At 51.0% G+C, this 26,057-nt stretch carries 25 protein-coding genes; 18 read left to right on the top strand and 7 right to left on the bottom strand.

The features are described from left to right. The first annotated feature begins 15 nt into the window (after positions 1-15). The gene (locus ABID13_RS13780; RefSeq protein ID WP_007866324.1) at positions 16-648 is read left to right on the top strand and encodes a shikimate kinase; all 633 of its coding nucleotides are present in this window, start codon (positions 16-18) and stop codon (positions 646-648) included. A gap of 102 nt (positions 649-750) precedes the next feature. On the opposite strand, the gene ABID13_RS13775 is transcribed toward ABID13_RS13780, so the two are convergent. The 3 genes from ABID13_RS13775 to ABID13_RS13765 all read right to left on the bottom strand — a co-directional run bounded on the left by ABID13_RS13775 (position 751) and on the right by ABID13_RS13765 (position 4,681). Then, positions 751-1,071: a hypothetical protein gene (locus tag ABID13_RS13775; RefSeq protein WP_082173881.1), complete on the bottom strand. Its 321-nt coding sequence runs from the start codon at positions 1,069-1,071 to the stop codon at positions 751-753. After that, positions 1,061-3,880: a transglycosylase domain-containing protein gene (locus ABID13_RS13770; protein ID WP_007866318.1), complete on the bottom strand. Its 2,820-nt coding sequence runs from the start codon at positions 3,878-3,880 to the stop codon at positions 1,061-1,063. The genes ABID13_RS13775 and ABID13_RS13770 overlap by 11 nt, the downstream gene beginning before the upstream one ends. 183 nt (positions 3,881-4,063) lie before the next feature. Next, the gene (locus ABID13_RS13765) at positions 4,064-4,681 is read right to left on the bottom strand and encodes a TetR/AcrR family transcriptional regulator (RefSeq protein ID WP_007866316.1); all 618 of its coding nucleotides are present in this window, start codon (positions 4,679-4,681) and stop codon (positions 4,064-4,066) included. Between the two features lie 161 nt (positions 4,682-4,842). On the opposite strand from ABID13_RS13765, the gene ABID13_RS13760 reads away from it, so the two are divergent. The 11 genes from ABID13_RS13760 (at position 4,843) to ABID13_RS13710 (ending at position 15,238) form a co-directional block, all read left to right on the top strand. Next, positions 4,843-5,160, top strand: a complete 318-nt coding sequence (locus tag ABID13_RS13760; RefSeq protein WP_007866314.1) for an SCP2 sterol-binding domain-containing protein — start codon at positions 4,843-4,845, stop codon at positions 5,158-5,160. Positions 5,161-5,179: 19 nt separating this feature from the next. Next, positions 5,180-6,124 (top strand): alpha/beta hydrolase, encoded by a 945-nt coding sequence (locus ABID13_RS13755; protein ID WP_007866313.1) that lies wholly within the window; start codon positions 5,180-5,182, stop codon positions 6,122-6,124. Positions 6,125-6,144: 20 nt separating this feature from the next. Continuing rightward, positions 6,145-7,551, top strand: coding sequence for a condensation domain-containing protein (locus ABID13_RS13750; RefSeq protein WP_048929925.1), 1,407 nt, complete (start codon positions 6,145-6,147; stop codon positions 7,549-7,551). Positions 7,552-7,579: 28 nt separating this feature from the next. Next, a complete protein-coding gene (locus ABID13_RS13745) occupies positions 7,580-7,807 on the top strand; it encodes an acyl carrier protein (RefSeq protein ID WP_048929924.1) in 228 nt (75 codons plus the stop codon). Between the two features lie 25 nt (positions 7,808-7,832). Beyond that, the gene (locus ABID13_RS13740; protein WP_048929923.1) at positions 7,833-9,341 is read left to right on the top strand and encodes an AMP-binding protein; all 1,509 of its coding nucleotides are present in this window, start codon (positions 7,833-7,835) and stop codon (positions 9,339-9,341) included. A gap of 273 nt (positions 9,342-9,614) precedes the next feature. Further along, entirely contained in the window at positions 9,615-10,310 is a 696-nt protein-coding gene (locus ABID13_RS13735; RefSeq protein WP_045093479.1) for an N-acetylmannosamine-6-phosphate 2-epimerase, read from the top strand. A 42-nt stretch (positions 10,311-10,352) separates the two neighbouring features. Beyond that, the gene (locus ABID13_RS13730; RefSeq protein ID WP_048929922.1) at positions 10,353-11,270 is read left to right on the top strand and encodes a dihydrodipicolinate synthase family protein; all 918 of its coding nucleotides are present in this window, start codon (positions 10,353-10,355) and stop codon (positions 11,268-11,270) included. 95 nt (positions 11,271-11,365) lie between these two features. After that, a complete protein-coding gene (locus ABID13_RS13725) occupies positions 11,366-12,868 on the top strand; it encodes a sodium:solute symporter family protein (RefSeq protein WP_048929921.1) in 1,503 nt (500 codons plus the stop codon). Between the two features lie 42 nt (positions 12,869-12,910). Further along, entirely contained in the window at positions 12,911-13,366 is a 456-nt protein-coding gene (locus ABID13_RS13720) for a NanQ anomerase/TabA/YiaL family protein (protein ID WP_007866294.1), read from the top strand. Positions 13,367-13,515: 149 nt separating this feature from the next. Further along, positions 13,516-14,400, top strand: a complete 885-nt coding sequence (locus ABID13_RS13715) for an ROK family protein (RefSeq protein ID WP_048929920.1) — start codon at positions 13,516-13,518, stop codon at positions 14,398-14,400. Between the two features lie 4 nt (positions 14,401-14,404). Further along, complete coding sequence (locus ABID13_RS13710; RefSeq protein WP_007866284.1) at positions 14,405-15,238, top strand: MurR/RpiR family transcriptional regulator; 834 nt, start codon at positions 14,405-14,407, stop codon at positions 15,236-15,238. 56 nt (positions 15,239-15,294) lie between these two features. Here the strand turns inward: ABID13_RS13710 and ABID13_RS13705 are convergent, their stop codons facing one another. The 4 genes from ABID13_RS13705 to ABID13_RS13690 form a co-directional block, all read right to left on the bottom strand. Next, on the bottom strand, positions 15,295-16,122 hold the full coding sequence (locus ABID13_RS13705) for a M28 family peptidase (RefSeq protein WP_048929919.1): 828 nt from the start codon (positions 16,120-16,122) through the stop codon (positions 15,295-15,297). A gap of 10 nt (positions 16,123-16,132) precedes the next feature. Continuing rightward, positions 16,133-16,648, bottom strand: coding sequence for a NanQ anomerase/TabA/YiaL family protein (locus ABID13_RS13700; RefSeq protein WP_045093474.1), 516 nt, complete (start codon positions 16,646-16,648; stop codon positions 16,133-16,135). A 50-nt stretch (positions 16,649-16,698) separates the two neighbouring features. Then, entirely contained in the window at positions 16,699-17,478 is a 780-nt protein-coding gene (locus ABID13_RS13695) for an SDR family NAD(P)-dependent oxidoreductase (protein ID WP_045093473.1), read from the bottom strand. A 192-nt stretch (positions 17,479-17,670) separates the two neighbouring features. Beyond that, the gene (locus tag ABID13_RS13690; RefSeq protein WP_048929918.1) at positions 17,671-18,408 is read right to left on the bottom strand and encodes a GntR family transcriptional regulator; all 738 of its coding nucleotides are present in this window, start codon (positions 18,406-18,408) and stop codon (positions 17,671-17,673) included. A 466-nt stretch (positions 18,409-18,874) separates the two neighbouring features. Between ABID13_RS13690 and ABID13_RS13685 the strand changes: the two genes are divergently transcribed. The 6 genes from ABID13_RS13685 (at position 18,875) to ABID13_RS13660 (ending at position 25,927) form a co-directional block, all read left to right on the top strand. Beyond that, positions 18,875-19,609, top strand: coding sequence for a GntR family transcriptional regulator (locus ABID13_RS13685; protein WP_048929917.1), 735 nt, complete (start codon positions 18,875-18,877; stop codon positions 19,607-19,609). Positions 19,610-19,772: 163 nt separating this feature from the next. Beyond that, positions 19,773-21,167: a hypothetical protein gene (locus ABID13_RS13680; RefSeq protein WP_007866271.1), complete on the top strand. Its 1,395-nt coding sequence runs from the start codon at positions 19,773-19,775 to the stop codon at positions 21,165-21,167. 218 nt (positions 21,168-21,385) lie between these two features. Then, positions 21,386-23,524, top strand: a complete 2,139-nt coding sequence (locus ABID13_RS13675; protein ID WP_007866270.1) for a hydantoinase/oxoprolinase family protein — start codon at positions 21,386-21,388, stop codon at positions 23,522-23,524. Between the two features lie 6 nt (positions 23,525-23,530). Further along, positions 23,531-24,328, top strand: coding sequence for a hypothetical protein (locus tag ABID13_RS13670; protein WP_007866269.1), 798 nt, complete (start codon positions 23,531-23,533; stop codon positions 24,326-24,328). A 64-nt stretch (positions 24,329-24,392) separates the two neighbouring features. Beyond that, positions 24,393-25,442, top strand: a complete 1,050-nt coding sequence (gene yiaK / locus ABID13_RS13665; protein WP_007866268.1) for a 3-dehydro-L-gulonate 2-dehydrogenase — start codon at positions 24,393-24,395, stop codon at positions 25,440-25,442. Between the two features lie 32 nt (positions 25,443-25,474). Beyond that, complete coding sequence (locus tag ABID13_RS13660) at positions 25,475-25,927, top strand: NanQ anomerase/TabA/YiaL family protein (RefSeq protein WP_007866267.1); 453 nt, start codon at positions 25,475-25,477, stop codon at positions 25,925-25,927. Positions 25,928-26,057 lie beyond the last annotated feature (130 nt).

Below are 26,057 nucleotides of genomic sequence, written 5' to 3'. Positions count from 1 at the left end.
CAGGAGGATACTGCAGTGAAACCAAATATAACCATGATAGGGATGCCCTCTTCCGGTAAGAGCACCATAGGCGTGCTGCTGGCCAAAAGGCTGGGATTTTCCTTTGTGGATGTGGATATTGTGATCCAGGAAAAGGAGGGCCGGCTGCTGAAGGAAATCATAGCAGAGGAAGGCATGGATGGATTCCTGAAGGTGGAGGAACGCATCAATGCAGGGCTGGATGTACAGCTTTCCGTCATTGCACCGGGGGGCAGCGTAATCTACGGTGAGGAAGCCATGAAGCATCTGAAGGAGATCAGCGAGGTGGTTTACCTGAAGATGAGTTATGAGGAGATGGAGAACCGTATCGGCAACGTGGTGGACCGGGGCGTGGCCCTAAAGCCGGGCTTTACCCTGAGGGACCTTTACAATGAAAGGGTGCCTTATTATGAAAAATATGCGGATATCACCATAGATGAGGAAGGCAAGACTCCCGGAGAAACCGTGGATGAGCTGAGACTTATGATCGAATCCATGATGGACCGCAATATGGTCCAGCGCATTGTGGAAGAACAGAAGAGAAAGCTGGAGGAGAAGGACAGGAAGCTTCAGGAATATGAGGCCGAGATCGCTTCCCTTAAGGAGCAGCTGGCGCAGATGCAGGCTTGAACTATAATGCGGCCCGTCCTACAGAAGAAAACTCTGTAGGCGGGCCGCATTTTGTTGATGGGGTAAAAGTTGATACAGCAAAGGTTGCCGCAGCAAAAATCGTCACAGCATTTCCATATAAGCCAGCACCTTATCTGCGAGATCCAGGCCGATCCAGACCATGATCCCGAGCAGCACCAGTGCGATCGCCAGGAATACCAGTTTATATACCAGATAGGCTTTGGCGAAATCCCGCAGCTGGTTTTCTTTTTTTCCAAAAGCCAGATGCAGCAGGTAGATCCATCCGGCAATGGGGATATTCATGCACATAAAGGTGAAGAACCAGGCGCTGCAGGGCATGGAATAAGGGTTTGTTTCCTTGGGACAGGCAGGAGCGGAGGCGGTGCGCTTATGTTTTATTTTTTCCCATATCTTATTTGTCATAGTCCGGTCTTCCTCCTGGTCCATAGTATTCCAGATTGTTCCACTTAAACTTCTCCCTGTCCAGGGCTGACTGCAGCTGGTTCTGCTGCATCTGAGCCTGATGGTCTGCCTGGATCTGGGCCTGCTCCTGGGCGGCCCGCTCCTGTTCCTGGGCCGCATTCCATTCATCCTCGGTGGGCAGTGTGGAGATCCTCTGGATCGCTGCCTGGAGCCGGTCCGCAAATGACTGCTGTTCCGGGTCGCCGGACACCAGGGGGAGCTTGGTAATGGCATCCTGTACCAGGGACTGTGCGTTGTCCTGCTGGTATTCAAGTTCCTCCACAAGACGCAGAGCCTGAAGGAATTCGTTCTTTTTTGTATCCTTTTCTGTCTGTATGCGCCGCTGCTCGGCGTCCTTCATGGCCTGTTCCTGGGCCCGGGCCTCGTCAGCCGCCTTCTGCTTTTCATACAGGGCAATGGTGTCCGACATCTGGGAAATGATCCCCTCAAAATAATCGTAACGGCTTTCGACCTGATCCAGCATACGGGCGCGCAGATCCCCGTCATCCAGAAGGGGAAGGCGGGAAGTGATGCTCTGGTAAAGACTCCTGACCGCGTAGGTATCCTCCACCGTGCTGATCTCACGGGCGGTAAAATCCTCCACGTCAGCTTCCAGCTGAGCGGTGAGCGCCCTCTGCTCCTTGTCATGAAGGCTCTGCTGGGACCGCAGCTCTGCTGTGGTGCTGAAATAATCCTCGATTCCTGTTTTGGTATCGGCCCGCCGCTCCACGGTCTCGGGCTGCTCCCAATCCCATGGCTCCAGGCCGGAGTGGATCTGATTCATAATATTTTTCCAGATTCTCCCGGCATAGGTGGCGCCGTAGATGCCCGGCATGTCCCTGGGAATGTCGTACCCCACCCAGATAGCGGTGGTGTAGTAACGGGTATAACCGCAGAACCAGGTATCCTTGCTGCTGTTGGTGGTGCCTGTCTTGCCGGCGGCAGGCATACCGTTGTCCAGGGCCAGGCCATGGCCCGTGCCGTAGCTCTCGTTCAGGGTGCCCTTCAGGATGTCCGTGAGCATAAAGGCGGAATCATCGCGGTACACCTGACTGGCGGAAGGCTTCATATCTTTGGAAAGTTCACCGTCATGTTCGTGGAGGATCTTTGTGATACAGGTCCGGTCATTGTACACGCCGTTATTGGCCAGCGTACTGTATCCCTTGGCCATGTCTACCACCCGCACGCCGTTGGTAAAGCCGCCGATGCTCAAGGAGGGCACTCCGTTATCCACATAGGTCAGTTTCTGGAATTCCATCCTGCCAAGGTAGTCCAGGCCGTAGTTTACGCCAATGTCCTCCAGTATCTGCCAGGCCACCGTGTTCAGGCTTCGGTTCAGGGCTTCCCTCACGGTCACATTTCCGTAGTAGTGTTCGCCGCTGTTGGAGGGGCCGTCTTCCCATTTGTGGTCGTCCATGATCCTGGTGGGGTAGTATTCGCCCGTGTCAAAAGCAGGGCCGTAATCAATCAGGGGTTTGATCGTGCTTCCCGGTTGCCTGGCGCTCAGGTAGGCCCGGTTAAACTGGTCCTCTGTGCCCCGGCCCCCCACAATGGCAACCACATAATTGCTGCGGTTGTCCACCACCACGCCGGCGCCCTGGAGGGCGAATTTGCCGTTTTCCTGGAGTTCGGTGTAGGAGGAAAGACCCTGGTCAATGTCAGACTGGAGCATTTCCTGAAGGCTGCTGTCAAGGGAGGTATAGATCTGAAAGCCGCCTGCCCGGATCAGGTCCGACTTTTCCGTGTACGCGCTTTTATACCGGTTTGTATATTCCGTGTAGTCTTCCTTGTCCTCAAATGTGTACCGGAAATCAAATCCATCTTTTTTCATCAGTTCCAGGGCCGCGCAGTGGATAGCATAGCTGCTCTGGTAATTCTCGTCCGTGCCCTCGGATTCCTGCTGCACCACGATCAATGGGCGGGCAGCGGCTGACTGGTAATCTTCATCCGAGAGCTCACCGATCTCGTGCATGCTCTTTAGGACATCGTTTCGCTTTTCAAGGGATGCTTCAGGATGTGCCACCGGGTCATAGGCGGAGGGACTGTTGCTGATGCCCACAAGGACAGCGGCCTCATCCACCCTCAGGTCAGCTGCATGCTTGCCGAAATAGTACCGGCTGGCAGCCTCCACCCCATAACACTGATGGCCATAGAAATTGGTATTGCAGTAGAATTCCATGATATCTGCTTTGGAGTATTCCTTTTCGATTTCCGGGGCCAGCAGTATTTCCACGATCTTGCGCGTGAATGTCTGCTCCCGGGTCAGATATGTATTCTTGATCACCTGCTGGGTGATGGTGCTGCCTCCCTGGGTCACGGTCCCGCCGTGTTTTATAAGGGCCAGCCCTGCACGGAAGGTGGCGATCCAGTCCACGCCGGTATGGCTCTTAAAACGCCTGTCCTCCTGAGCAATATACGCATTCTGGATATTCATGCTGATGTGGGAGATGTCCACATACTGGTAATGGCCTGCATTGATCAGGCCGATCTGCCTGTTGTCCTTGTCATAGATGACAGTGTCGCTGAGCATGGAGAAATCCGTTCTCTCCATCTGGGCCAGCTTGTCGTAAGCAATTACCCTGCACTGGTCCAGTTCCGGTTTCACCTTAGCATAGATAAGGATCCCTGCCAGGGCCCCGCAGATCAGCCCTGCGGTAAGTACTGCCAGGAAGGCATGAAAAAGCCATCCGAATATACCCAGTATGGCCACTGCGGTATTGCGGATGCCAAGGAGAACCTTAACAAGGACCTGCTTTTGTGAGTCTTTCATAATTCCTGTGTATCCTCTCTGCGCCTGAGAAGGGCGCTGTCGTTCATCTTTCCTGCGCTGGAAACATCTGCCAGCCCGTTAAGCCATAGATATTATAAGCCAGAATGAGGAAAAAGGGTAGGGAAAAGTGGGGAAATACCTCTTTTGGTTGGTTAAAATGTTCCTGGCGGATATGGATTGGGCTTAATTTTTCCGCAGCACAAACTCCAGGGTATGGGCCGGTATGTCCATGCTCTTTTCCTGCATCTGGGTAAAGGCGGTAAGGATACGCCCGATCTGGTCCTGATCAGCAGGGATCAGGTTGTTATCCAGGGTAATGGTCAGCACGGTCAGTACGATCTGGGCAGTCTCCTCCGGGTACTCACAGTGTATGGTACCCTCCTCCATGCCCTGGCGGATGATATCAGTCAGTATGGGCTTCAGCCTGGTGATGATAATGCGGGCAAACTTCTGGTGGATGAATGCGCTTTCCTGCTGTTCGTTAAAGGTACCGATGGCTTCCTGGCGCCTCAGCTCCGTGGAGGAGTCCAGACAGGCATGGTATATGAGTTCCATTTTCTTAAAGGCATCCATGTGGGAGGATGCAGCCAATTCCTTGCCTGCGTCCAGCACACGGGAATAGGAACGCTCGATCACCGCATCTATGATGTCATTTTTGGAGGAAAAATAGTAATAAATACTTCCCTTTCCAATCCCTGCTTTTTGGGCAATATCGCTTACGGAAATGGCCTGGGCATTGGAGGAACCCATAAGTTCCTGCATGGCATCCAGAATCTGTTCCCGTTTATTATGGTTTTGCATAAAAAATCCTCTGTATTTTCTTTAGAATACTTTCCAGTATAGCAGAATACAAAGGAAAACACCATACTTGACTGACGGTCGAAAACGTGATATGTTTAGCTTACCACAGATTCGACCGCTAGTCGAAGATGGGAATGCCAAAAGGGCAGAGGAGAGACCATATGACGTATGAAACATTATTTGAAACAGTCAGGGAAATTTTCATGAAAGCGGATGTGAGCGGGATAGGGGAGCATCTGGCCTTTCAGTTTGATATTACAGGCGAGGGCCAGGGGACTTTTTATGCCGAGGTAAAAGAGGGAAAGCTGTACGTGGAGCCATATGAGTATTATGACAGGGATGCAATTTTTATCTGCTCAGCAGATACGCTGCTAAAGCTGGCAGCCGGAAAATTGGATCCTGTTTTTGCATTTACAACAGGAAAGCTGAAGGTGGAAGGAAGCCTTGAAAAGGCGCTGATGCTTCAGAAGTTTGTCTAGGACATGGAAAGGAGTACATATGGGAAGAATGGGCATGTTCATGGGCCTGGCCGCGGCAGGCGCCGCAGGGGAATACGGGATTGCCAGATACTTTTTCCACCGGACCGTGATGCGCGGCAATGCAAAGCGTGAGCGGACCCAGAAAATGGCGGGAACCGACTGGGATGCATACATTCCCGGAATCAGGGCCAGCAAGGAATGGCTGGCCGGGCAGGAGAAGGAGGACGTGTTTATCACATCTGCTGACGGGTTGAGGCTCCACGGGACATTCTTTCCCTGTGAAGGCTCCAAGCGGGCTGTGGTATGTTTCCACGGATATACCAGTGAAGGGCTGAATGATTTTTCCAGCATTGCCAGATTCTATCTGGAAAAAGGATTCAATCTGATGGTGGCGGATGAGAGGGCCCATGGAAAAAGTGAGGGAACCTACATTGGGTTTGGCTGCCTGGACCGCCATGACGCTTTGGGGTGGATCCGGTACGTGGTATCCCGCCTGGGACAGGATTGTGGACTGATGCTTCACGGCATTTCCATGGGAGGCGCCACCGTGCTGATGACCACAGGACTAACCCTTCCTCCCCAGGTCAGGGCCGCGGTTTCAGACTGTGCCTTTACCTCTGCCTGGGAGGTGTTCAGCCATGTGCTGAGATCCATGTACCACATGCCTGCATTTCCCGTGATGCAGATCGCGGACCGCATGGCAAGGGAGGAGGCCGGATACGGCCTGAATGAGTGCAATGCCAGGGATGAGGTGAAGAGGGCAAAGATACCCATTCTTTTCATACATGGAGACAAGGACACATTTGTGCCCTGTTCCATGGTTTATGATCTTTACAATGCATGCAGGTCCCCCAAGTCACTTTTGGTGGTTTCCGGGGCCAGCCATGCGGAAGCTTATTATAAGGATACGGAGAGCTATGAAAACGCGGTGGATCAGCTGATCCGCCGGTATCTGGATCATTGAGGAATAAGAAAGGGGAAAACATGAAAACCAGAAAAGGCTATAAAGTGTACCCGCTGACATCTGCACAGAAACTGCATTTTTACTGTCTTAAGTACTGTCCTAAAAAACAGGTGCTGAATATCGGATCCAGCCTGACCATTGAGAGCGACCTGGACTGGGATGTGCTCCGGGAGTGTATCAGGGAAGCCATTGCCAGATGCGAATCCATGCGCCTTAGGTTTGCCAGGGATAAAGACGGAACTATTTACCAATATGTGGTAAAAGAGGAGACCAGGGAGATCGAACACTTCGACTTCACAGGCTGGAAGGAAGAGGATGCAGAGAATATGCTGCGCCGGTGGACGGAGGTCCCCTTTGAGCGTTATGATTCCACCATGCATTACATTGTGATGATCAAGATGCCGGACGGATATCAGGGCCTTTACATATGTGTGGACCATATGACCATGGATGCCCAGTCCCTGATCGTGTTTTTTAAGGACGTGATTGAGCTGTATTGCAGCCGTCTGTACGAGGAAATCCATTATCCCAAGGAAATGTCCTCCTATATCAGGCAGCTGGAAAAGGATCTGGCTTACGAGGCAGGCAGCCGGTCCAGCGAAAAGGACAGGGAGTTTTTTGAGAAAATGATCGCTTCCTCCGAGCCCATATTTACGGACATATGCGGTCCGGAAAAACTGCTGAAGGAGAGAAGATCCACCCGCAACAGAAATCTCCGGGCAGCCACCAACACCTCCGACAATGTGGAAGCAAATATCACCAATTTCCATCTGGAAGGGGAGCCCTCCGGGAAGCTTTTGGATTTCTGTGAGAGCAGAGGCGTTTCCATGACCTGTCTGCTGCTTATGGGCCTGCGTACCTACCTTCAGAAGGAAAATGACCAGGAGGACGTGTCCATTACCACTACCATTGCAAGGCGGGCCACGCTGCTGGAAAAGCGCTGCGGCGGTAGCCGGATCCACTGCTTTCCCTTCAGGACCATTGTGCCAAAAGAAGATACATTCATGGAAGGCCTTTTGAAAATACGGGATGCCCAGAACCAGTATTTCCGGCATGCAAACTACAGTCCATCGGAGTATTTTAATTACCGCCACGACTATTACAAGCTGAGGGACGGACAGACCTATGAGCCCTTAAGCCTGACCTACCAGCCCCTTGCCATGAAATACGATGGACCGGGACTGGATAAGCTGGGGGATATCAAGTATAAGACAGCCCGTTATTCCAACGGAGTTGCGGCCCATACCCTGTATCTCACCGTGAGCCACAGGGCTTCGGACAATGGTCTGGACTTTGGGTTTGAATACCAGACCGGGGTAGTGACGCCGGAAAAACTGGAATATATTTACTATTATCTGTGCAGGATCATATTCAGGGGAGTGGAGGATCCGGACCGCACAGTGGGCCAAGTGATCGATATGGTTTAGGATACAATACTGAAAGGAGAGAAGAACAATGTTTGAGGAATTAAAGGAATTGATCTGTGAGTATGTGGATGTGGAACCCTCGGCGATTTGCGAGGAATCCCGCTTTATTGAGGACTTAGGGTTTAACTCCTATGACTTTATGAGCATGGTGGGAGAGATCGAGGACCGGTTTGATGTGGAAGTGGAGGAGCGGGAAGTGGTGAATGTAAAAACTGTAAAAGACGCAGCGGAATACATCCGGTCGCTTCAGGACTGATGGCAGACAGAAAAGGGAGGACGCTATGCCGGTAGAAACATTGAGAGATATCATCCGCCATGGGGCAGAGGCTTATGGGGCGGAGGCTGCATTTCGGTATAAGGTAAAAAGGGAGATCGTGGACCGGTCCTACCAGGACGTGAACCGGGATTCCATGTCCGTGAGCCGCATGGTGGAGTCCATGGGCATGGGTGGAAAACACATTGCCCTGATCGGCACCACTACGTACCAGTGGATCGTGGGTTATTTTGGGATCGTGGGCAGCGGCAGCGTTGCGGTGCCCATAGATGCCCAGCTTCCCGCCGATGCAGTGTGCGGGCTTTTGGACCGGGCGGACGTGGAAATGCTGATATTTGATGAGATACGCCGGGACGTGGCGGAGGCGGTGAGGGAGAAATGCCCCCGCGTCCGTCAGATCATTTCCATGCAGGCAGCTGAGCCCGGAGACGGGATCCAGTCCCTTTCCATGCAGATGGCGATCCACACCGGGGAATATGAGACAGCCATTGACCCTGACCAGGTCTGCACCATCCTGTTTACTTCAGGAACCACGGGAAAGAGCAAGGGAGTCATGCTCAGCCACAGGAACCTGGTGGATAATGCAGTGTGCCTGGATATGAAGATTCCTGCAGGAACGGTCTCCATGACCCTGCTTCCCATCAATCATGTGTACTGCCTGACCATGGATATCATCAAGGGACTTTACATCGGACTTGTCATCTGTATCAATGATTCCATCATGCATGTACAGAAGAATATGAAGCTGTTTAAACCTGAGATCGTGCTTCTGGTTCCGCTGGTGATCGAATCCATTTACGGAAAGCTTCGGGATGCGGGTAATCTGATGCCAAAGAAAATGGTGGCCAAGGCCGCATTTGGCGGAAATCTGAAGACTATATGCAGCGGCGGCGCCTATCTGGACCCGGACTATGTGGAACGGTTTAAGGAGTACGGGATCACCATTCTCCAGGGATACGGCATGACGGAGTGTTCCCCTGTCATCAGCACAAACCTGGAATGGGATCATAAGACCGGCTCCGTGGGCAAGCTCCTTCCCAACTGCGAGGCCAAGATCGTGGATGAGGAGATCTGGGTCAGGGGAACCAGCGTGATGCAGGGCTATTATAAGATGCAGGAGGAGACGGACCAGGCACTGGAGGACGGATGGCTTAAGACCGGTGATCTGGGGTATGTGGATGAGGACAATTTCCTCTATATCACAGGCCGCAGAAAGAACCTGATCATTCTGTCAAACGGGGAAAATGTATCTCCCGAGGAACTGGAAAACCAGCTGAGCCGCTCAGACCTGGTGAAGGAAGTCCTGGTAAGGGAAAAGGACAAGGTGATCGAGGCAGAGATATTCCCTGATTATGAGTATGCCAGAAAGAGGCATGTGAAGGATATAGAAGGAGGGCTTCGGGAGCTTATAGACGAGTTTAATAAGGATATGCCGGTGTATAAAAGGATCTACAGCCTGATCGTAAGGGAGGCGGAGTTTGAGAAGACGCCGTCTAAGAAGATAAAGCGGTTTTAACAATTAAATAATCCAGCAAAATCACAGGAGGATTTCCCCATTGCCAGTTTTTTGTCCGGGAAATCCTCCTGATTTTGTATTTTTAGAGAAACAACCTCCGCATAATTGTGCATTTTATACAAAAACTATCGTTGTAAATTGTGCGAAAGGGCAGATGAATTTCAAAGTTTATGAAAGAACTTTCAGAACATGCCGATACTATTGAAAATAAAAACAAACCTGCTATACTAAAGCTACAAGAACTTAACAAAACCTTAATAGGAGGAAACAGACATGAATGGTAGGGTTGAACACCTAGAGGGAAGACTGATTGTTTCCTGCCAGGCACTGCCCGGGGAACCGCTTCATTCTTCTTTTATCATGGGCCGCATGGCTCTGGCAGCAAAGGAAGGCGGGGCGGCGGGTATTCGGGCCAACACCAAAGAGGACATCGCTGAGATCCAAAAACAGGTGGACCTGCCTGTGATCGGAATCGTAAAACGGGATTATGAGGACAGCAAAGTATACATCACCCCCACCATGAAAGAAATTGAGGAACTGATGGAGGTAAAGCCTGAGATTATTGCGCTGGATGCAACTTCGGATTTGAGGCCGGGGGCAAAAAGCCTGGATGAGTTTTACCGGGAGATCAGGGCTGCCTATCCGGACCAGCTGTTGATGGCAGACTGCTCCACGGTGGAGGAAGCACTTCATGCGGACCAACTGGGATTTGACTTTATTGGGACAACACTGGTGGGATACACGGAGCAGAGCCGGGGACTGAAGATCGAGTCGGATGATTTTTCCATCATACGTGAGATTGTGGCAAAGGTAAAGCACAGGGTCATTGCAGAGGGGAATATCAACACACCGGAAAAAGCAAGACGGGTGATCGAACTGGGAGTATTCAGCGTGGTAGTGGGGTCCATTATTACAAGGCCGCAGCTGATCACCAGGTCATTTGCCCAGGCAATTGAAGCAGAGGGTTAATAGGCGGACAGAAGACGCCTGATTGGGAAAGGAGAAAAGATTATGGCAAACTTAGAAAAGTACAGAGGTATCATTCCGGCATTTTACGCATGTTATGATGAGGAGGGCAATGTAAGCCCGGAGCGTGTAAGGGCGCTGACCGAGTATCATATTAAAAAAGGCGTAAAGGGCGTTTATGTAAATGGGTCTTCAGGGGAGTGCATTTACCAGAGCGTGGAGGACCGGAAGACCACGCTGGAAAATGTAATGGCGGTTGCCAAGGGCAAGCTTACAGTGATCGCCCATGTTGCCTGCAACAACACAAAGGACAGCGTGGAGCTGGCAAAACATGCGGAGAGCCTGGGCGTGGATGCCATTGCAGCTATTCCTCCCATCTACTTCCGCCTCCCGGAATATGCCATTGCAGCATATTGGAACACCATGAGCGAGGCTGCTCCCAACACGGATTTCATCATCTACAACATCCCCCAGCTGGCAGGGGTTGCTCTGACTCAGGGACTGTTTGCACAGATGCGCCAAAATCCCAGGGTCATTGGTGTTAAGAACTCCTCCATGCCGGTGCAGGATATCCAGATGTTCAAGGCGGCTGCAGGCAAGGATTACATCATATTCAACGGTCCGGACGAGCAGTTTATCAGCGGCCGCGTCATTGGCGCGGAAGCCGGGATCGGCGGAACCTACGGCGTAATGCCGGAGCTTTTCCTTAAGATGGATGAGCTGGTAAAGGCAGGAAAGCTGGAGGAAGCAAAGGAAGTCCAGTATGCGGCCAATGAGGTTATCTACAAAATGTGCTCCTGCCACGGCAACATGTACGGAGTCATTAAGGAAATGCTGCGGATCAACGAGAACCTGAACCTGGGCGGGGTAAGGGAACCTCTTCCACAGCTTGTGGAGGAAGATCTTCCCATTGCACGGGAAGCAGCGCGTATGGTAAGAGAGGCTGTGGGCAAATACTGTTAATGCAGCGGCATCACAAAAGGGAAAACATCACCGCCCCTTTCAGGAGGGATGAAAGGGGCCGGGAATGACATGGCAGATAGAAAAGGAGTTTAAATATGCAGGGGTTCACAACAATTGATTTGATCATTCTTATTGTATATCTTGCAGCAGTATTATTTGCCGGCCTCTTTTTCTCCAAAAAGGAGATGAAGGGAAAGGAGTTCTTTAAGGGGGACGGAACCATCCCGTGGTGGGTTACCTCCGTGTCCATTTTCGCAACATTATTAAGCCCGATTTCATTCCTGTCCCTGGCAGGAAATTCATATGCAGGAACATGGATCATGTGGTTTGCACAGCTTGGAATGCTGGTGGCCATCCCCATCACCATCCGGTTTTTCCTGCCCATATACAGCAAGCTGGATATTGATACAGCTTACCACTACCTGGAGATCCGTTTCGGAAGCAAAGGCCTGCGCGTCCTGGGCGCCGTCATGTTTATCGTGTACCAGGTAGGCCGTATGTCCATCATCATGTATCTGCCGTCCATGGTATTGTCCAACCTGACAGGCATCAATGTAAATGTATTGATCATTGCCATGGGCGTGATCGCCATCATTTACTCCTATACAGGCGGCCTTAAATCCGTGCTCTGGACCGACTTTATCCAGGGCAGCGTGCTCCTGGTGGGTGTTACCTTTGCACTCTTTTACCTGGCCCACGGGATTGACGGCGGTTTCGGCTCCATCTTTTCCACCATGGGACAGGGCAAGTTCCTGGCACCTGACCAGCCCATTTTTAATCCCAACATTTTAAAGGACAGCGTGTTCCTGCTGATCGTGGGCGCTGGATTTAACACCTGTTCCTCCTATGTATCCAGCCAGGATATTGTACAGCGTTTCACCACCACCACGGACACAAAGAAACTGAACAAAATGATGCTGACCAACGGAGCACTGTCCATTTTTATTGCAACCGTATTTTACCTGATCGGCACGGGACTGTATGTATTCTACAGCCAGAATGCCCTCCCGCCGGCAGCGCAGCAGGATCAGATCTTTGCTTCCTATATCGCATATGAGCTGCCCGTAGGCATTACAGGACTTCTGCTGGCAGCCATCTATGCGGCGTCCCAGTCCACCCTGTCTACCGGACTTAACTCCGTGGCAACCAGCTGGACACTGGATATCCAGGAGCGTCTGTCCAAAAAGGAAATGAGCTTTGCCCTTCAGACAAGGATTGCCCAGTACGTATCCCTGGGCGTGGGCGTTGTGGCCATCCTGGTATCCATGATCCTTGCCAACGGCGAGATCAAGTCGGCATATGAGTGGTTTAACGGATTTATGGGCCTTGTGCTGGGCGTTTTGGGAGGAACCTTTGTACTGGGAACCTTTACCAAAGCGGCCAATGCAAAAGGCGCTTACGTGGCGTTCTTTGTGGCAGCCATCACCATGGTCTGCATCAAATACATGGCACCGGCAGGCGCGGTATCCATCTGGTCCTACTCCATTATCTCCATTGCCATTTCCCTGGTTGTGGGTCTTCCGGTAAGTATCATCACCAGAAAGATGGACGGGGATACATCCAAACCGGCGGCGGACGCAACCATTTATCATAATTGATCTGATACATGAAATGACAAGGGCAGAACAGGAGGATAACCTATGATCTTTGGAAATATAACCCAGGAAGGAACCTATGGATTCCTGCCGCAGGCAGTAAGAGAATGCTTTGAGTACGCCTTGGCCCATGATCTCCTCGGATTTGAAAAGGGCAGCCATCCCATAGACGGAGAGCGCCTGTTTGTAAATGTAGTGGAATATGAAACCACTGTACCGGAAAAGCGTTTCTGGGAAGCTCACAGAAAATACCTGGATGTACATTTAATGCTTGACGGACAGGAGCAGATTGATTTAAACTTTATAGAGAACATGGAGCAGAAGGATTTTGTGCAAAAGGATGATTTCCTTCCTCTGGAGGGAGAACCCAACAGCCACGCAGTGCTGCGCCCCGGAGATTTCCTGATCTGCTACCCCCATGACGGACACCGCACCGCAGTGGCGGTGGATGGCCCAAAGCAGATCAAGAAGGCCATTTTTAAAGTAAGGATCGATAACTGATTCAGTACAAGGAACTAATATAGGCAAGCAGTACAGGTAAGTAATACAGGTAAGTAATATAGGGAAGATGTAAAAGGCAAACCATTGCAAAGGGCAGGTTTGCCTTTTGCGGCAGAATAAAACAAGGAAGAAAAAGGAGAAGAGTAAGGATGAAACAATACGTGTGCATTGACATTGGCGGTACAGAGATCAAGTACGGCGTTTTGGATGAAAATGAACTGTTCCTGACCAAGGATAAGATGCCTACCGAGGCATTTAAGGGCGGCCCCAGCCTGCTGGAAAAGGCGGTGGGCATTGTAAGGGAATATCTGAAGCTGTGGAGAGTGGATGGGATCTGCGTATCCACGGCCGGCATGGTGGATGTGGAAAAGGGGGAGATCTTTTACTCCGCCCCATTGATCCCTGATTATGCGGGCACAAAGATCAAAGCCAGGATGGAATCGGAGTTTGGCCTTCCCTGTGAAGTGGAAAATGACGTTAACTGCGCAGGGCTTTCAGAGGCCGTATCGGGGGCAGCGGCAGGAAGCCGGTCCGCTCTGTGTCTTACAGTGGGGACCGGGATCGGAGGCTGTATCATTATAGACGGAAACGTGTACCACGGCTTTAGCAACAGCGCCTGTGAGGTTGGATACATGCATATGGAGGGCAGCGATTTCCAGACTCTGGGAGCAGCCAGTATCCTTGCCTCAAAGGTGGCTCTTGCAAAGGGGGAACCGGTTCATATGTGGAATGGCCTTCGCATCTTTGAACTGGCCAAGGCAGGGGACAGCGTGTGTATCCAGGCCATTGACGACATGTGTGATGTGCTGGGAAAAGGAATCTCCAATATATGCTATGTGATCAATCCCCAGGTGGTGGTGCTGGGAGGAGGCGTCATGGCCCAGGAGAAGTATCTGCGGCCCAGGATCCAGGCGGCCATGGACCGGTACCTTGTATCCAGCATCCGGGAAAAGACTGCTCTGGCCTTTGCACAGCACGGAAATGATGCCGGAATGAGAGGGGCCTACTACCATTTCAAAGAGAGACAGGGATGATGGGATGGAATATCTGAAATCAGTGATACCGGTAATCGAGTCAAATTACGACAATTTCACCACGGTGGAGAGGAATATAGCGGATTTTTTTATCTACAACAGGGAGGAGACGGACTTTTCCGCCAAAGCAGTGGCGGGAAAGCTGTTTGTATCAGAGGCATCCCTGTCACGGTTTGCCAAGAAATGCGGATTTAAGGGATACAGGGAATTTATCTACCAGTATGGGGAACATTTTGTGGTCCGGCAGGAATCCATGACCGGCAACACAAGAACCGTACTCAACGCATATCAGGAACTGCTGAACAAGACCTATAACCTGGTGAACGAAAAACAGGTGGAGCGCATCTGCCGTTACATGAACAAAGCCGCACGGGTGTTTGTGTGCGGCATGGGAAGCTCCGGCCTGGCAGCCAGGGAGATGGAACTGCGTTTTATGAGGATCGGCGTGGACATCACATCCATGGATGACAGGGACATGATGCGCATGCGGGGAGTGTTCCAGGATGAGAACAGCCTGGTGCTGGGAGTCAGTATCAGCGGTGAGACGGAAGATGTGATCTTCCTGCTGCAGGAAGCCCATCAGAAAAAGGCCAGGACCGTCCTGCTCACTGCCAAGAATAAACCGGAGTACGATGGATTCTGTGACGAAGTGCTGCTGATCCCGTCCCTTCTTCACCTGAACCATGGAAATGTGATCTCGCCGCAGTTTCCCATACTCCTGATGACCGATATCTTTTATTCCTGCTATGTGTCACAGGATAAGTATGAGAGGGAGATCCTACATGACAGTACCCTTAAGGCTTTGGGAAAAACAGGCCGGCATGATCCTGTATGGTAGGGGCGGCCTGAGACCAATCTAAACCTAATCTAAATGCCGGTTGGTTCAGCCGGTTCCTAAAAAAGCCCGAAGCGCTTTTTCGCAGCAGGCGGGGCCGTTACTCCTTCCAGGAGATACCCATAGACCTGCATCATGGCATCTTCCTCCACATACTGTGGATTATCACGGTAGCCGCCGTGCATGGTGGTTATGACTTCCATCTGTTCCAGCATCATATCAAACTCAGGGGGACGGCCCAGAAAGCCGTCTCCATAGGTGGCCATGGCCTTTAAGTACTGGATGTCCCACCGGGGGACCACACACAGGCTCATGGTGGGGATCCGGCTGCCGGCAAAGGAGACCTCATCGCTTTTGGGAAGGTATTTTAGTACCTGCCCATTGTGCTTGTCCAACAGGGCTTTGTCGCAAAATGGGCGCAGCACCGGCTTGGTCTCATGGCCCTTGCCGCAGATGGCAATGGTATCGCCGAATCCGCACACATCCAGATTGATGATCCCCGTAACAGCGGACTTATCCATCTGGGCGGCGTAGAGCCTGCTGCCGGCATTGCCGTTTTCCTCCCCGTCAAAGAAAGCAAACCGGGCGGGAAGATTTCTGCTTTTTAGTTCCTTTGCAAGGGCAATGAGGATACACAGGGATGCCGCGTTGTCATTGGCCCCAAAGCTTCCGGGCACCGCGTCATAGTGGGCGCAGAAAAGCAGGCAGGGAGTTTCCTGCCAGGGGGTCAGAAGGTAATTTGCCACGCCTCTTGGATTCTTAAAGCTGGCTTCCTCCTCCTGAAGGGTATAAGAAAGCCCCTCGGCCTCAAGCACCCCTGCCAGTGCCTGGCGGCGCTGGTCAGGATCCTTTTGGGCAAGGGTTTCCAGATGAGTGATCATATCCATAATCAAAACCTCAGTTTTCTGCCGCGGGGGCGCAGGCGCTCATGGGAACCTTGATTACGATCTTGCGGATCGGCGCAGGGGAGGCTCCTGTCTGGACAGCCGGAATATGCACATCCCATGGGAAGTAAACAGCATAGGTCCCGGGAACCAGTTCAATGGTCCCTTCCGGGGCATTGGGATTATTGTGATAAAAAAGGATATCTCTTGGAGTGTCGAGAAGATCCTCATCCACCTGGTTTGTCCGGTCATCATTATAATATCCCGCCCGCTCCGGTCCGCCGGCAGCCAGGAACTGGACATCTATATTCTTTCGGTGGATCTCCGGCCTTAAAGTTTCGCGGGGAGCGGTGTTTAAGTCCAGGACCTGAAGTATCATGGGGACGCCGCCCAGTTCAATGTCGAATCTGCCGGGCTCGTGGGCTGCCAGGTCATTCTCCTTCAGAAAACGGATGGCGCTCTGAAGGGCGGCCGGAAGCACAGCGATCTGCTGATCAAAAAATTCATTACTTACATTTCCGAATATCATGGTTTTCCTCCTTGTTATAAAGTGTAATTTTGGAGTCTCACAGGCGACTATTACTGCATGGATGTAAGCCCGCCGTCCACGGCCAGCACCTGTCCGCTTACGAACTCCGCCGCGTCACTGCAAAGGTACAGGGCCGCTGCCGCTATGTCCCGTTCCTGTCCGATACGGCCCAGGGGAATGCGGTCCGTCAGCTTTTTGTAGAAAGCCGGATCGTCCAGCTGAAAGGAATTGATGGGTGTGCGGACAAAGGTGGGTGCAATGGCGTTGCAGGTGATCCTATATTTGCCCCATTCACAGGCCAGCTGTTTGGTGTACATGTTCACAGCGCCCTTGCTGGCGCAGTATGCAATATAATTTTCCGTTGTACCGATCAGGCTCTTAACAGAGGACAGGTTGAGGATCCTGCCGTAATTCCTGGGGATCATAAAGCGCTTTCCCACCGCCTTTGTCACCAGGTGAAGTCCTTTTACGTTCAGGCCCATGACCTGGTCAAAGGCATCCTCCGTGTAGTCCTCAGCCGGCAGAAGGCGGTTCATACCCGCGCTGTTAACAAGGATGTCCAGGGTATCCAGCTGTTCCTCGATTTCATTTAACATATTGTCAATGTCTGACTGTTTCTGGATATCGCAGCGGATGGAGAGGAACTTCCTGCCTGCCTGGGCCGCATAGTCAGCCAGTCCGGCCGCCTTTTCCGGATGGCCGCCGCACACGGCCACATTGGCTCCCTGCTGTAAAAAAGCCAGGGCAATGGCGCTTCCAAGTCCTCCCGTTCCTCCTGTAACCAGTGCTGTCTTGCCCTCCAGGGAGAACAGATCCCTATAATTTTCCATATCACATACCTCCTCGTTATGAGCACTTAGCGCCTGTCCTGTAGGCGCTTACGTGCGATACATGTCACTGGCACTTAGCGAGGTCTTAAACGAGCTTAGTGCAGTGATTCGTTATGAGCACTTAGCGCCTGTCCTGTAGGCGCTTACGTGCGATACATGTCACTGGCACTTACGTGCGATTATTTTTGCAGATCAGGACGCGGCATCACTGCTGCCGCATATAAAATATTCCGGGTTATGCTGCTTTAAAGGCGGGAGCAGAAGCAGCATCCTGGACATGTGATGGCTGTAGATCAGGCAGGCCTGGTCATTGTTCCTGTTGGCCAGGGCATCGGTCAGATTGGTGAGCTCGCACAGGAAACCTTCCACTACCGCGGAACTGCTGGTGGCCAGGTACAAAAGCCGCTGCAGGTCCATATCCACCTTTTGCAGGGATTCCCATACCAGGTCCATGTCCCCGGCCAGTATATAGAGCTGATGATAGTAATCAGACAGCAGCCTGGGGGCCTGGTTTAGGTTGCCCTGGTAAAGATAGTCGTCCAGCTGGCGCAGGTTGTAATACAGGGATTCCAGATCATTCTTCTTCACGTTCCTTATAAAGATGGTGTGAAGCATGGAGGTGCCAAGCTTTGTGTGAAGCCAGATGGCGTGCTCGATCCGTTCCGAGTCGATCCTGGATACAAAGGCCCCTCTCTGGGGAATGATATCTACCAGGTTCTCCCTGGACAGTTTTGTAAAGGTATCGTGTACAGGCGTACGGCTTACATTTAAAGAGGAAGCCAGGTCTATTTCATTCATCTTCTGCCCCGGAGGAAGGAACAGCTCCAGTATACAGTTTTTAATCACGCGGTATGCATACTGGCGTGCGTCCTCTGAGGGGCGGCGCGCAATCATACGGCTGTTAGGATCATTAAAAGGAAGTAGTGACATAGCAATCACCTTTCTTAATATTCTGTAAAAATCAAGTCGGTTCAGGTACGTATTCCACTGACGGTCAATGGCATAAATCAAATTATAGCATACAAGGATAGGTTTGATAAGAATGCATTTCCACTATATTAAAACATTGGAGCAGAACAGAGAAAATGTAAATAAATTCCAACCCTAACTTGTATGCAATTTTTCCCACTGCATTTTCTAATATAATTTTATCATTATTTGTGAAAAAAGCAACTACTAAATAAAAAATTAACGAAAATCATGTGTAAAATGTTAAAAAAGGTGTTGCACTCATGAGACAAATGTGTTATCTTGTATATGTCTTGAAAATAATACAATTTGATTTAACCTGTTATTTCCGCAGCTGATATGCAATTTTGAGCTAAACTGGTATGCAAAAGCGAAAATAACTTGTATGCAATCCTGGCAGCCCCCGTTACGGGCAGGGGGGCGAAGCGTGCTGAGAGGGGATGAGAGTGTGCCTGAGGTAAAAGACAAGGTTGTGAAAGCCGATTCCAGAAATGAAATTTATAATTTTCTGCGCAATCAGATATTAAGCCTGGCCATCGAGCCCGGGGAGATGCTCAGCGAGAATTCCCTTTCCTCCCAGATGAGCGTAAGCCGCGCCCTGGTAAGGGATGCGCTGGCCCGGCTGATCGAGGAAGGTTACATAGTGGTTTATCCCCAGAGAGGGACCGTGGTCACCATGATCGACCCTGAGCGGATCAAACAGTCCGTGCACACCCACATTGTTCTGGAGCAGGCGGTTATTGAGGAGATCTGCAGACAGGGGCTGACCCCGGAGCAGAGAGAGGCCCTGGAACAGACCCTTGCAAAACAGAAGGAGATCACAGGGGATAATGAGGTGCTGGAACTTCTGGCAGCGGATGAACATCTGCGCTACCTGCTGTCCACTTTTTGCGGCAAGGAGCATATATGGGATTATTTCAGGACCATGGACTGTGACCTGATGCGGGTCAACTATCTCCAGTACAGCACCTTTAATTTTAAGGTCTATATGTCCTCCCTGACCAGGTGGGAACACACCCAGGTGGAGGGACGCCTGCTGGTTGACAACATTATGCGGGGGGATGCGGAAGCTGCTTCCCTGATCTGTTCCAACCATTTCAACACAATTCTCTGGAACATGGATACACTCCAGGGAATCTATCCACAGTTCTTTTCCAGATAAGGTCAGAGTATGCCTGGTCTGGATGGAAATATATTTATTACATAATGAAGGGAGATGAAACCAGAATATCCTGATGTTTTGAGAGAGAAGGGGACCTGAAGCAACAGGAACCCAAAGCAGTTCCACGTGTAGGAAAATAAAAAAAGATATGAGGAGGAATACCATGGAATACGTTATTGGTATAATTTTGTTACTTTCTTTCTTCGGCTTGGCATACTACTGTATCAAAGGCCACAACCTGATGATCGGATTCTTGATGATTACCGTTGTCTGGACCGTTCTGCCGCTGGTAGGAACCATGTTCGCCAGCCAGGCATTCATTGAAGCAAACCCTGTTCTGCAGTTTGGCGCAGGCACAGACACAAAGCTGGTGTCTATCCTGAACAAGATTTTCCAGAGTGCTCCCGAAGGCTGGGGTACCACACTGGTTAATGTTTGCTGGGGTGCATGGTTTGGACGTGTACTGATGGATACCGGTATTGCATCTACCCTGATCCGTAAGACCGTTGAGTTGGGCGGAGATAAGCCAATGGTTACCATCGCACTGTTAAACATCGTTACAGCACTGATCTTCACCGCCATGACCGGCGCTGGCCCTGTTATCGCTATCGGCGTTATCGTACTTCCTATTTTAATGTCTCTTGGCGTACCAAAGGCAATTGCAATGTTCTCTTTCATGGGATCTGTTGCAGCAGGTATCTACCTGAACCCTGTTAACTTTGCACAGTACCGTGCATTCTACATCACTCCTGATGAGATGCCTGAATTCACACTGGGATGGTATGCGGCTCACTGGGGTTATGCAGCACTGATCATCATGCTGGTGGCAACCACTGTACTGGCTGCTGTTTACCTTAAGAAGTCAAAGACAGTTCATTCATGGGCAGCTCAGAGCCGTAATTCCTCTCCTGACCAGAAGAATGCGCCAATGTATACATTGATCCTCCCAATCGTACCGGTTGTACTGAAAATTTGGCTGGATTTCTCCGTTATCGGCGGATTCATCATTGCTGGTTTCCTGGCCCTGTTCCTTTGCGGCAGGATGAAGGGATCCTTCAAAGAGAACTGTCAGCTGGTTAACAAGCTTTACTATGATGGTGTGGTTGATACCGCTCCACTGGTAGGCTTCCTTCTTACACTGCCTATGTTCAACCAGGTTGCTACCTATGCATCTCCTTATTTCAAGGCGATCTTAGGAAATGTAATGCCTAAGAGCGAACTGGCTGTTTGTATAATATTTGCTGTACTGCTTTTCATGGGCCTGTTCCGCGGACCTATGACACTGGTTGGCTGTGGTGCTGCTACACTGGGTGTGTTATCTAATGTTGCATCCTTCTCAGTACCATTTTTATACGGCGTATTTGCCATCCCAACCATCACTGTTAATATCGGAAGCTGTATCACCCAGTCATGGGTTGCATGGGGTCTTGCTTATACCAAGGTAGAATCCAGAGACTTCCTGAAACTATCAATTCCCAACTCTTACCTTACAGGTGTGATCCAGTATATTGCCGTATTCATCCTGTTAGGCGGACTCGGAGCTGCTTGGTTCATCTAAGATTTGACGTAACAGTTCAGGTCAGGAAGATGAGCCGTCCTGAACAGTTACAATTTGACAATGAATTTCTCTTAAAAAATAAAAGCATATTCTGTTTAACCGGGCGTATATCATGTGCGCCCGGATATCTCCCGACAAATGTTTCGTTATAGCAGTAATAAAGGTCCACGATCAAAAGAATCTTGGAAAAGTATTGTAGAGTGAAAGGAATGGATAATATGGCAGAGCGTAATCATAGAGCTGTTCGTATGGGGATTGACGTTGGTGGCACTTATACCAAGTGCGTTGCAATGGATAATGAGACCCATGAAATTATTGGAAAAAATCAGGTTAAAACTACACATGACGACAAGAGCGGCGTTGCTGCCGGTGTTGTAAAGAGCTTTCAGAATTGTATGCGCGAGAACAACATCGCTCCAGAAGATGTTGTGTTCGTTGCCCACTCTACCACTCAGGCTACCAATGCTTTTATTGAAGGCGATGTGGCAAGCGTCGGCGTGGTCGGCGTTGCAGGCGGCGGCCTGGAAGGATTTCTGGCAAAGCGCCAGCTGGCCCTTAAAGACATTATTCTGGATGAAAAGGTTGGCAGGATGATCAAGGTATACAATACCTTTATCAAGAAGAAAATGCTGACCGAAGACGTGATCAACCAAAATATTGATGAATTACTGAACCAGGGCTCACAGGTAATTGTTGCCTCCATGGCCTTTGGTGTGGACAGCATGGATGAGGAAATGATGATCCATGGCTGTGCGGAAAAGAAAAATGTGCCGGTTACCATGGCTTCTGATATTACAAAGCTGTACGGACTTACGCGCCGTACACGTACTGCAGCAATCAATGCATCCATCCTGCCCAAAATGATGATGACAGCCAATGCAACCGAGTCATCCGTACGTGCGGCAGGCGTTACCGTTCCTCTGATGATCATGAGAGGCGATGGCGGCGTTATGGAAATCAGTGAGATGCGTAAGCGTCCCATCCTGACAGCACTGTCGGGACCGGCTGCTTCCGTTATGGGTTCCCTGATGTATCTGCGTGCTTCCAATGCCATCTATTTTGAGGTGGGCGGAACCACCACCAACATCGGTGTGATCAAGAACGGCCGTCCTGGTGTTGACTATGCCCAGATCGGAGGGCACGACACTTACATCAGTTCCCTGGATGTGCGTATCCTGGGCTGCGCAGGCGGTTCCATGGTGCGTATCAGTGACAAGGCAGTGGTGGACGTTGGTCCTCGTTCTGCCCATATTGCAGGCTGTGAGTATGCATGCTTTACTCCAGAGGAGGAGATCGAGGATCCGCAGATCGAAATGGTAAGCCCCAAGCCGGGGGATCCGAACGATTATGTGACCATCCGATTAAAGAATGGAAAGCGCATCTGCTTTACCAATACATGTGCGGCTAACGTGCTGGGGCTGATCGAGGAGCAGTACTTTGCCCACGGCAATGCCAATGCGGCCCGCAAGGCCATGCAGCCCGTAGCGGATAAACTGGGCATTACAGTGGAAGAACTGGCCACCCAGATCCTGGATAAGGATTTTGAAAAAGTAAATGCATGTATCAATGCATTGGCAGAGAAATATCAGCTTGACCATGAGAGCATGAAGCTGGTGGGCTGCGGGGGCGGAGCTGCATCCCTGGTTCCCTACTGTGCAGGAAAGATGGGACTTCAGTACAGCATTCCTGAGAATGCGGAGGTTATCTCCTCCATCGGAGTTGCCCTTTCCATGGTGCGTGACGTGGTTGAGCGTGTAATCCCTAATCCTTCCCAGGACGATATCAGGGAGCTTAAAAAGGAAGCGGCTGATATGGCTGTAAGCTCCGGCGCATCACCGGATACGGTTGAAGTCCATATCGAGATCGACAACCAGACCGGTAAGGTAACTGCCATTGCAACCGGTTCTACGGAGGTTAAGACCACGGACCTGTTAAAGGAATGTGATGAGGCAGAGGCATGTGAACTGGCCACCCAGGACTTTGGGCCAAAGGTAAGCCAGATCGCGCTGGCGGAAATGACTGATAAATTCTATGTGTACCAGGGTCTGCGTGATGACAGGCATCCGCTGCGTATCGTTGATAAGAAAGGATTTATCAAGGTTCAGTGTTCCAATGGTAATGTTGTGAAGTGCAAGGTCGCAGATTATAAGGAAGTGGTTGAGCAGATGTGGAAGGATGAGGCTGTGTTTAAGACCGATACGGTCATAAGACCTGACTTCTTCGTATGTGTGGGACCGCGTGTGGGCGATTACAGCGCAGTTGACCTGGATCAGATCTACCTGTTGATGGATCTGGATCTGGGTGACAGGGAACCTGATGAGGATATCCTCATTGTGGCATCAGTGACGGAGATTTAATTTATTATGAACAAGGAAGAGTTTCAGAAAGCTTTAAAGCCCATAACAGACGGGCTGTTCGGAAAACAGGGGACGAAACGCTATGAGCGTCCCCATTTTCCGCTGCGGCCTCTGGACCGGATGCTGGGGGACCTGGCCGCCATCGAACCGGTGGAGTGGTTCCGGTATGTGTTCTCAAGGGAGCCGCTGAATGGAAAATTTACAGATGAGCAGCGCCGCAGCTGGATGGAGCAGGCCCTGGCCTGCGGGCAGGAATATGCCAGGAAGGTGATGGAGGAGTACAAAAGCTCCGATCCTGAGGTGATAGCAAAGGCCATGGGCATGAAGGTGTCCTACCCCACCTATCCGGAGAAGACGGACCGGGTGCTCTTTGCCGAATACCGGGTTCCGGACACCATATGCATCTACATGGATGCGGTGAAAAAGGCAAAGAAATTCCTGGAAAAGCCGGAGATCAGGGAGATCCTGACGGAGGGGCTGAACATAAGCAGGCTTTTGCTGGCCCATGAGCTCTTCCATAATGTGGAAGAAAAATATAAGCACGAGATCTATACAAAGACAGAAAAGATCAGGTTGTGGTCCCTGGGCCCTGTACACAATGACTCCACCATCATTGCACTCAGCGAGATCGCGGCCATGGCATTTGCAAAAGAGATAACGGGCATCCCCTATGCCCCCTATGTCATGGACGTGTTTCTTGTATACGGCTATTCCCCCGAAGAAGCCAGCGGCCTTTACGAGGAAATGATGGAGTTTGCCGGGCTTGAGCCATGTGCACCTGAACAGGCGCCGGATCCGGACTGATCCGGAGCAAGGATAGAATCGGTCATAGAATCAATCATATAAATGTGTTTAAAGGAGAAGGACTATGAGTTTACGTATCCCCTATGATACTGTCAAAGACACTGTAAAGACTGCATTTTTAAACCTGGGACTGAGCGAGGAGCAGGCAGAGGTATGTTCCGCCATCCATACCCAGTCCAGCGCGGACGGAGTTGAGAGCCATGGGCTTAACCGTATTCCACGCTTTGCAGAGTATGTGCAGAAGGGTTGGATCAACCTGGAAGGCAAGCCGGAGTTAATGGGCGCAAAGGGCGCTGTGGAGAACTATGACGGCCATCTTGGAATCGGCATCACCAATGCCCTGTACTGTGCTGACCGCGCCATGGAACTGGCAAAGGTTCACGGAATAGGCTGTGTATCCCTTAAGAATACCACTCACTGGATGAGGGGCGGCACCTACGCATGGCGTATGGCGGAGGCCGGATTCATGGGGATCAGCTGGATCAATACTGAGAGCTGCATGCCTCTGTGGGGAAGCGATGAGCCGGGAGTTGGCAACAATCCGTTCTGCATCGCCATCCCAAGGGAAGACGGACCCATTGTGCTGGATATGGCCATGAGCCAGTATGCCTACGGTAAGCTGGGCGTTTACCGTCTGGCCGGCAAGGAGCTTCCTTTCCCGGGCGGATTTGATAAGGACGGCAACCTGACCAGCGATCCGGGAGCCATTGAGGAGAGCAAGCGTATCCTGCCTACCGGATACTGGAAGGGCAGCGGAATGGCTATTGCCCTGGACATGGCAGCGGCTCTTATGGCAAACGGAAACTGCGGAACAGACATGGATGAGGCGAACAACGGAAGCTGTACCGGCTGCTGCCAGATCTTTATTGCATTTGACCCATATCTGTTCGGAAACAAGGAGGATATCCAGGCAATGCTCAACAAACGTGTGGCCGCGGCGGATGCAAGCCATCCGGAGCGGGAGGGCGGCCGCGTGACCTGCCCGGGCGAGCGCACTGTTACCACCCGTGCAAAGAGCATGGCAGACGGTGTCTGCGTGGATGAGGCGATCTGGGCGCAGGTCCAGTCCCTTGCAGCGGGAAATATGGAAACAGAAGATATTGCAAGCAGATAATAACATATGGTTCGGACAAGGAGGTCATGACAATGTTTTTTTCAAATGTAAGTATTGCTGAGAAGTACAATTACCTGGAAGAAAAATTTACCTGCGCCTATAAGTGGCTGGCTGAGACTGATATCAAGTCCCTGGCAGCGGGAAGCTATCCGATCATGGGTGATACGGTGGTTGCCAATGTACAGGAATATACCACATTTCCTGCAAGCCAGGGTTCCTTTGAGACTCACGAGAAATATTTTGACATTCAGTACATGGTATCCGGCAGGGAGCAGTTCGGGGTGTGTAAGAGAGACGGACTGGTGGAAAAAGAGCGCAATGAGGCCAATGACCTGATCTTCTATGAGGAGCCTGAATTTTCAGGCAGCGTATTCCTGGAAGAAGGCGATCTGATCGTGGTTGCCCCAGAGGATGCTCATAAGCCGAGATGCCAGGCAGGCGGGCCATGTGAAGTAAAAAAGGTAGTTGTGAAAGTGGCGTTATAATTGGACAGTGCAGGCACTGGTTCAAGCGCTTGTAAGGTAGTGTCAAGTAATCTATGAAAAACGGAGTCTAAAAAATAGGCTCAACCGAACCTTGAAAATTGCAGATATTAATGGTTTTAAGACCTTGGGG

This window comes from Enterocloster citroniae (genome assembly GCF_040545455.1).
Taxonomy (GTDB): Bacteria; Bacillota; Clostridia; order Lachnospirales; family Lachnospiraceae; genus Enterocloster; species Enterocloster citroniae.
This window is presented reverse-complemented; position numbering and strand designations above follow the sequence as displayed.

Coding starts and splice junctions, on each gene's coding strand:
- ABID13_RS13775 (WP_082173881.1), bottom strand. CDS start 1,071: ATGACAAATAAGATATGGGAAAAAATAAAACATAAGCGCACCGCCTCC.
- ABID13_RS13770 (WP_007866318.1), bottom strand. CDS start 3,880: ATGAAAGACTCACAAAAGCAGGTCCTTGTTAAGGTTCTCCTTGGCATC.
- ABID13_RS13765 (WP_007866316.1), bottom strand. CDS start 4,681: ATGCAAAACCATAATAAACGGGAACAGATTCTGGATGCCATGCAGGAA.
- ABID13_RS13760 (WP_007866314.1), top strand. CDS start 4,843: ATGACGTATGAAACATTATTTGAAACAGTCAGGGAAATTTTCATGAAA.
- ABID13_RS13755 (WP_007866313.1), top strand. CDS start 5,180: ATGGGAAGAATGGGCATGTTCATGGGCCTGGCCGCGGCAGGCGCCGCA.
- ABID13_RS13750 (WP_048929925.1), top strand. CDS start 6,145: ATGAAAACCAGAAAAGGCTATAAAGTGTACCCGCTGACATCTGCACAG.
- ABID13_RS13745 (WP_048929924.1), top strand. CDS start 7,580: ATGTTTGAGGAATTAAAGGAATTGATCTGTGAGTATGTGGATGTGGAA.
- ABID13_RS13740 (WP_048929923.1), top strand. CDS start 7,833: ATGCCGGTAGAAACATTGAGAGATATCATCCGCCATGGGGCAGAGGCT.
- ABID13_RS13735 (WP_045093479.1), top strand. CDS start 9,615: ATGAATGGTAGGGTTGAACACCTAGAGGGAAGACTGATTGTTTCCTGC.
- ABID13_RS13730 (WP_048929922.1), top strand. CDS start 10,353: ATGGCAAACTTAGAAAAGTACAGAGGTATCATTCCGGCATTTTACGCA.
- ABID13_RS13725 (WP_048929921.1), top strand. CDS start 11,366: ATGCAGGGGTTCACAACAATTGATTTGATCATTCTTATTGTATATCTT.
- ABID13_RS13720 (WP_007866294.1), top strand. CDS start 12,911: ATGATCTTTGGAAATATAACCCAGGAAGGAACCTATGGATTCCTGCCG.
- ABID13_RS13715 (WP_048929920.1), top strand. CDS start 13,516: ATGAAACAATACGTGTGCATTGACATTGGCGGTACAGAGATCAAGTAC.
- ABID13_RS13710 (WP_007866284.1), top strand. CDS start 14,405: ATGGAATATCTGAAATCAGTGATACCGGTAATCGAGTCAAATTACGAC.
- ABID13_RS13705 (WP_048929919.1), bottom strand. CDS start 16,122: ATGGATATGATCACTCATCTGGAAACCCTTGCCCAAAAGGATCCTGAC.
- ABID13_RS13700 (WP_045093474.1), bottom strand. CDS start 16,648: ATGATATTCGGAAATGTAAGTAATGAATTTTTTGATCAGCAGATCGCT.
- ABID13_RS13695 (WP_045093473.1), bottom strand. CDS start 17,478: ATGGAAAATTATAGGGATCTGTTCTCCCTGGAGGGCAAGACAGCACTG.
- ABID13_RS13690 (WP_048929918.1), bottom strand. CDS start 18,408: ATGTCACTACTTCCTTTTAATGATCCTAACAGCCGTATGATTGCGCGC.
- ABID13_RS13680 (WP_007866271.1), top strand. CDS start 19,773: ATGGAATACGTTATTGGTATAATTTTGTTACTTTCTTTCTTCGGCTTG.
- ABID13_RS13675 (WP_007866270.1), top strand. CDS start 21,386: ATGGCAGAGCGTAATCATAGAGCTGTTCGTATGGGGATTGACGTTGGT.
- ABID13_RS13670 (WP_007866269.1), top strand. CDS start 23,531: ATGAACAAGGAAGAGTTTCAGAAAGCTTTAAAGCCCATAACAGACGGG.
- yiaK (WP_007866268.1), top strand. CDS start 24,393: ATGAGTTTACGTATCCCCTATGATACTGTCAAAGACACTGTAAAGACT.
- ABID13_RS13660 (WP_007866267.1), top strand. CDS start 25,475: ATGTTTTTTTCAAATGTAAGTATTGCTGAGAAGTACAATTACCTGGAA.